The following is a 5,887-nucleotide window of genomic DNA, read 5'->3' as shown; positions in this document are numbered from 1 at the left end:
ATCTGCCGCACGCCGACCATCCCCATATAGCCGCCGACCAGGCCGGACATGCGGAGGAACGGCACCGGCTGTCGGGCTCGCAGCACGCCCTTCAGCGCCTCGTAATTGGCGAGCCCGCCCATCACATGCGGCCGGCAGGCGAGATGCACCGTCTCGGTGGACTCGCCGCCCGCCGTCGGCTGGATGAATGGATCATCGTCGAAGACCGGATGCGATGGCCAGAGCGCGGAATCGCTCCGATCGAATCCTTGCGGATTGATGCCGATGACCTCGAGCACGGCGGGTCCGATCACGGCGAGGGGAAAAGCCATGCCTCACCCCACGTCGATGTCGTGCAGCGCGTCGTCTCGGGCGGCGCGCGCGCGGCGGTCCGCGAATGCGGAAATTTGCCGGTGGAGGCTGACGACGTCTTTGACGCCATGGAAATTCGCCTGTGCGACGTGGAAATGGACGTCGCCGCGACTGGACGTCTTTTTCCGCGGCGTCGCGCCGCCGCTGCTGTCGGTCGGCCCGCCGCTTCCGCCCGCCGCGCCGCCTCCGACGCCCGTCGATCCGCCGAGGCCGCGCGCGCCGGAGAGGCGCGGCTCGATCTTGACGACGATCGGCGCACCGAGGATTTGCTGAAGGCGATCCCGGATCGCCTGCGCCTCGGCGTCCACTCGGCTGCCTTGCGCGCCGATGGCCGTTGCAAATGTGTCTATGATCTTGCGCGCCTCCGGCGTGAGGTCGACGCGCTGAAAGATCGCCACCAGCTCGTCACCGAGCTTTTGCGCCTTCTGGCGAGCCTCTTCGCTGTTCGGAAACAGGTCCCGCGTCGTCATCGCCGTATCATACGCCTTGACCTTGCCCTCCAGCGCCTCGACCAGTTTCGGATTGGCGCGCCCGAAAGCGCCGCGCAGGCCTTCCTTGCGCACGGCGGGCGTCTCCGGCGGCGTCTCCTTCGCGAGTTCGACGCGCCGCTCGAGATAGGCGATTTGAGCGTCGAGCTTGCGCATCTCGGCCGTCATGGAGGCGATATCCGCCAAGCCGCCGGAGCCGGCGGCGCGCGCGCTCGAGACCTGGACGGCGACCTTCTCGCGCGCGTAACGGGCGGTCGCCAGCTCCCGCCGTTCCGCCTCGCGTTGCTGCGCGACACGCGTGACGAGCGCCGGATCGGAGCCAAGCCGCTGCGCCTCCTCTTCCGACAACTTGTCGTTGACGCCCTTCGCGAGGATGGTGGACGCCTGCGCGGCCTTGTCCTTACGCTCGCTCGCCGCCGTCAATTTGTCGGCGACGTGGTCGATATAGGGAAGGATCGGCTTCGCCGCCTCCGCGCCGATGTGCAATAGCGCCTGATAGGCCCGCTCGAGCTTTTTGGTCGTCGTGCCGAGGTCGATCGTGAGCGCCTTATCGAGCGAGTTCTCCCACTGATTGCTCTTGAGGTAATCGACGAGACGCTTCAGCTCGGGCAATGACTTCTTGAAGAGGAGAATTTCATCGAACCACTCCTGCCCTCCGACCCCCTTGGCGACCGATATGCCGTCCTTGGACTTGGCGAGACGTTCGAGGAAGTCGATCATTGTGCCGAGGGCGTCCTTCTCCATTCCTTTCTGCACCTGCTTCGCCGTCAAGCCGATCGCTTTGAAAGCCTCCTGAGCATCGTCCTTGAGGCTCGCCGCAGTGCGCAGACGTGACGAAAGCTGACCGAAGAAGCGCGACGCGACCTCGTCTTGCATGCCGACAGAGCGCAGAGCTGTCATCGCCGCGAGCGAGTCGTCATAAGAGACGCCTGCGACTTCGGCGCCCGCCGAAGCACGCTGCCACATCTTCGCGATGTCTTTCTCGGCGGCCGCCGAGACGTCGCCGAGTCCATTGACCTTATCGCCGAACTTCTGGAGCTGGGGGATCGTCCAGCCGGTTTGCGCCTTGACCTCGGTCAGCATCTGCGCCGCTTCGCGCGCGCCGACGTCCCACGCCGTCGCAACCTTCGCGCCGAGCGTGGCGAAGCCGTCGAGGTCCTTATAAGCGACATTGCCCTGTCCGCCTTGGGCAAAGATGTCCGCAGCTTCAGTGTAGGACATCCCCAGGCTGCGCGAGATTTTGCCGATCTTCTTCTCGAGATCGTCCCAGGTCGCGCCCGGCGCAAGGTCGACCTTCTTCTGAACGCCGGCCAACGCCTTGTTGCGATCAATGGCTTCTTTCGTGGCGAAGGCTCCGGTCGCGGCCAGCGCCGCCGCCGTCCCGCCGATCGCCGCGCCAGCGACGACGGCTCCGCCGGCCCCGATCAAATAGGCGTTGGGCGTTATGTGCGACGCCGCCTCGCGCAGGACTTCCTGTCGTTTGTTGGCGCCGTGCCGCCCCAACGCGACGCCGGCCGCTCCGGCGGCCGCCATGCCGCCAATTCCGCCGCCGCCGCTGCGGCTCATGCCGGCGATCATATTGGCGGAGACGAGCCGGCGCTGGCTCATGCCGAGCGCGATGTTGGACTTGGTGAGCTGATCGATGCGGCGCCGCGTGCTGTCGATCGCCGCCGATCCCTGGCCGATCCTCGCGACGCCCTGCGCCGCCTTGTTTGCCGCCGCCGCCGTCCGCTCCAGCGAGCCGCCGAGCTTGGCGGAGACAGTCCACGCCTTGCCAAGCTCGCCCGTGAGCCGACCCGTCGCCTTGCCGCCGATCTTCTCGGCCGCCATGCTCGTCTTGCCGAGCGATACGCCGAGCTTGTCGGAAGCGCTCGACGCCTTCCCCAGCGCCTCGGCGACGCGGCTCGCCGCCTTGCCGTCGAGCTTGCCCGCGGCGGCGCCGACGCCGGCGATATCCTTCGCGGCGACCTTGGCCTCTTTGGACAGTAGATTGACCAGCCGCAGCCGGACGGCGACGTCGAGATCGGTCATGGCGCTACAGCCTCTCCAGAATGTCGGAAAGCATGCGGAGCGCGGCGGCGTCGCCGCGCTCGCCTTCGATCTCCTGGCCGTCGGCGATCAGCAGCAGCAGCTCGTCCCAAGGATAGCGCAGCACGCGGCTATAGGGCTCGCCGAGCAGCCGCGTCGCGATCAGGCCGAGGCGGCGCCACTCGCGGGCGTCAGCAGTGAGATGGCAGCCTGCGCGATGCGGGGCAAAAAAGGGTAGCAGGTCTCGACCAGCAGCTCCCCGTCATCCGCCTCGAGCCCGCGGATGACCGGCGCCGGCAGCCCCGTCATCACCGCATAGAACTCGATCGGATCGATGTCGCCCTGCGACTGCGCCCGCGCGACCAGTCCGCCGACCTCGACCAGCAGCAGCCGGCGCGCCACGAAGCTGCGCACCTCGCGGCCGTCGAGGCGAAACGGAAACCGGAACGGCGTCTCCTTGCGGACCGCTTCCGGCTCCAGGAAATCCAGCACCGCCACCAATGGCGGCGCGGGCGCCTCGCGCGCCGGCGCCGCGATCTCCGCCGCCGCCTCCTCGGGCGGCAGCGGAATATTGACGAAATCCGCTTTCGGAGCGCCTTCGAGCGCCTGTCGAACGTCGCTCACAGCACGGTCCCCCCGGTGATGGCGAGATTGGCCGCCATGTCGCTGAACAGCTTCACGCCGCCGACGACAGTCGCCGCCGGGCCAGAGAAATAGTCGAAGCGATGCACCACCGAGCCGGTGACGATGTCCTCGTAATAGACGAGCGTCGAGAACTCATATTCGGTGCCGCTGGTTTTCAGCCCCTTGCGGGCATCGGCCTTCACCGAGTTGAGCAGTCCCTTGAGCGTGATGATGCGCCCTTTGGCTTCGCCGGTGCGGAACGAGCGCAAATTCTCGTAATAGGTCGCCTGGACATAATCGCCCGGCTGGCGGCCGCAGAGTCCGCGAATCCGCGGATCATCCGTCTTGATTTTGATGGTCGCCTTCAGCGCCTGCAGCTGCTCGGGCCATGCGACGTCCATGACATGGCCGCCGCTGCCGAAATCATCCGTGGCGAATGTCATTTCCGGCAGCGTGACCTCGTCGAGCACGCGCCATGTGTTCAACAGATCAAACCACCAATTGCATCCGCGAACGACATTATCCATGACGCCTCCTAGCCGAGCTGCCCGGCGACGTTGAATTGCGACATGGCCGCCTGAATTTCGGAGGCCAGGATGTTGAAGGACGCCTCGCGGCGCCCGGTGTAGACCTGCAGATCGACCAGCGCGGGAGACTCCTCCCACGCCGCATTAATGACGAATCCGCCGACGCGCAGCGTGGCGTTGTCGTTGAGGTTGCGATCCCACATCACCTCGGCGCCCGGCAGGATCGCCGGTTCAGGCAGCGCCGCCAGGTCGTTGAGGAATCCGACGAGCGCCTGGCGCAGCACGACAGCGAGATGCGGCCCGAGGTTCTGGCCGATATATTTGACCAATGTGCGCGGGATGACCTCGCGCACCGCCTTGCGCGTCCGCACGACATTGATGAGCCGCCACAGCGGATCGGAGTTCGTGTTGAAAAAGCCCCAGAACGTCTTGCCCTGCGGCGAATTCACGCTGCGCGACGTCCGATTGCGCTCCAGCTGCACGATCGAATTGACGCCGCGCTGCAGCAGCCAATTGGCCTCGCTGTCCGGATCGGAGATCGAGAAATCGACGGCGCGCGAGGGGCCCAGAATGCCTTTCAACCCCTGGTTTCCTGGGTTGTAATAGGGCCCGCCCAGCGACTTGTCGGTCGCCACCATCAGCGCCGCAACCGATGGCGCCGCCGGCCGCACGACAGGCGAGCCGTCGACCGAGACGCGCACGCCCTGGCCGATCGCGACGATATTGAGGCTTTCCGAAAAATCCGCCGCCCATTCCGCCGCGACGGTCTTATCGGCGGACGGCGTGTCGGCGACGACGATCGGCGTGATGAGCCGCTCGCAGATCGCGTCATAGGCGGTGACGATCGGATTGGCGGCGCTCGCTGGCCGCAGATGCGCATAGCCCGGCGCGATCAGAATATCAGGGACTGTGCCGGCCTCCGCCTGGGCGTCGAGCAGCGCCCACGCGCCGGTGCGCGCCGAAGCCGAGCCGGCCATCTTCGCGATCGCCTGGTCCGCCGTGTCTCCGGCCAGAATATCCGGCACCACGGCGACGACCGAGGCCGTGACGCCCTCCGCGATGATCGCGTCGATGGTCTGCCTCAATGTGCCCGAGCCCGCTCCCGCGACCATCGCGGCGTCGGCCGTCGTGAAATGCACCGGCGTATCGACGGGGAACAGCGCCCGGTCGATGCCTGTTCCGGGCGTGAATGTGCCGCCGATCGTCGACAGATCGGCAATGATGAGCGGCTGGACGTCCGCGCGATTGAGAAATGTGCGGACGCCGACGTGAGGCGTGGCGGTAGGCATCGGCTCCTCGCTTGCGCGTGATGAGATCGAGGCACGCTATGCGCCGCGCGGCAGCCCTCGAAGGGTGAAACCTTTCACCTGCCGCTCACCGGCGCGAGACGGCGGCGTCACAGAGTCACGCCGGCGAGGGCGGCCTGCGCCCGTCTGATGAGCGATTGAATTGTCGGCGATGGCGATGTGTTGGAGACGATCAGCGAGCGCAGCCGGCCATTGAGCCTATGGATCGGATCGAGCGCTCCAGCGACATATCTGCCGCCCACGATGACAGGTCCCGTCTGTGTCGCGGCGATCCCGCTAAACGACGAGTCTGTTACTGGCTCGCCGCCGTTCACGCGCACGCCGGCGGAGGTCGCGGATTTGTAGGCCTCGTAACACGCCAGCACGTCCGGCTTTGTCCCGGTCAGGCCGCAAAACAGCTGCGACGACCCGCGAACCTCGAACTCGAAAGAATATGGAGGAATAGATGTCGTTACAACCGCGCCGGCGGCGCTGTTGTAGTCATTGCCGATAGCGGGCGCCAATGTCAGCAGACCCGCATGGGATACCGCCACCACCTCCTCATATGCAGCCCAGATATGCA

The 5,887-nt window shown here is 66.3% G+C and carries 6 protein-coding genes; all 6 read right to left on the bottom strand.

The window, feature by feature from the left end; all coding sequences use genetic code 11:
- A partial coding sequence (locus K3F48_RS23070; RefSeq protein WP_222577787.1) for a phage tail protein occupies positions 1 to 311 on the bottom strand: 311 nt, incomplete at its 3' end.
- A gap of 3 nt (positions 312 to 314) precedes the next feature.
- A complete protein-coding gene (locus K3F48_RS23065) occupies positions 315 to 2,870 on the bottom strand; it encodes a phage tail tape measure protein (RefSeq protein ID WP_222577786.1) in 2,556 nt (851 codons plus the stop codon).
- 159 nt (positions 2,871 to 3,029) lie between these two features.
- Positions 3,030 to 3,491 carry a hypothetical protein gene (locus K3F48_RS23060; RefSeq protein WP_222577785.1) on the bottom strand — a complete coding sequence of 154 codons (462 nt, stop codon included), beginning with the start codon at positions 3,489 to 3,491 and terminating at the stop codon, positions 3,030 to 3,032.
- A complete protein-coding gene (locus K3F48_RS23055) occupies positions 3,488 to 4,018 on the bottom strand; it encodes a phage major tail tube protein (RefSeq protein WP_222577784.1) in 531 nt (176 codons plus the stop codon). Before K3F48_RS23055 ends, K3F48_RS23060 begins: the two co-directional genes overlap by 4 nt.
- 8 nt (positions 4,019 to 4,026) lie before the next feature.
- Positions 4,027 to 5,307: a hypothetical protein gene (locus tag K3F48_RS23050; protein ID WP_222577783.1), complete on the bottom strand. Its 1,281-nt coding sequence runs from the start codon at positions 5,305 to 5,307 to the stop codon at positions 4,027 to 4,029.
- A 107-nt stretch (positions 5,308 to 5,414) separates the two neighbouring features.
- Positions 5,415 to 5,887 (bottom strand): hypothetical protein (locus K3F48_RS23045; protein WP_222577782.1); only part of this gene is annotated, 473 nt, incomplete at its 5' end.

It is taken from the genome of Methylosinus sp. Sm6, assembly GCF_019802345.1.
Classification (GTDB): domain Bacteria; phylum Pseudomonadota; class Alphaproteobacteria; order Rhizobiales; family Beijerinckiaceae; genus Methylosinus.
The sequence above is the reverse complement of the archived record's forward strand: the minus strand, read 5'-3'. Positions and strand labels throughout refer to the sequence as shown.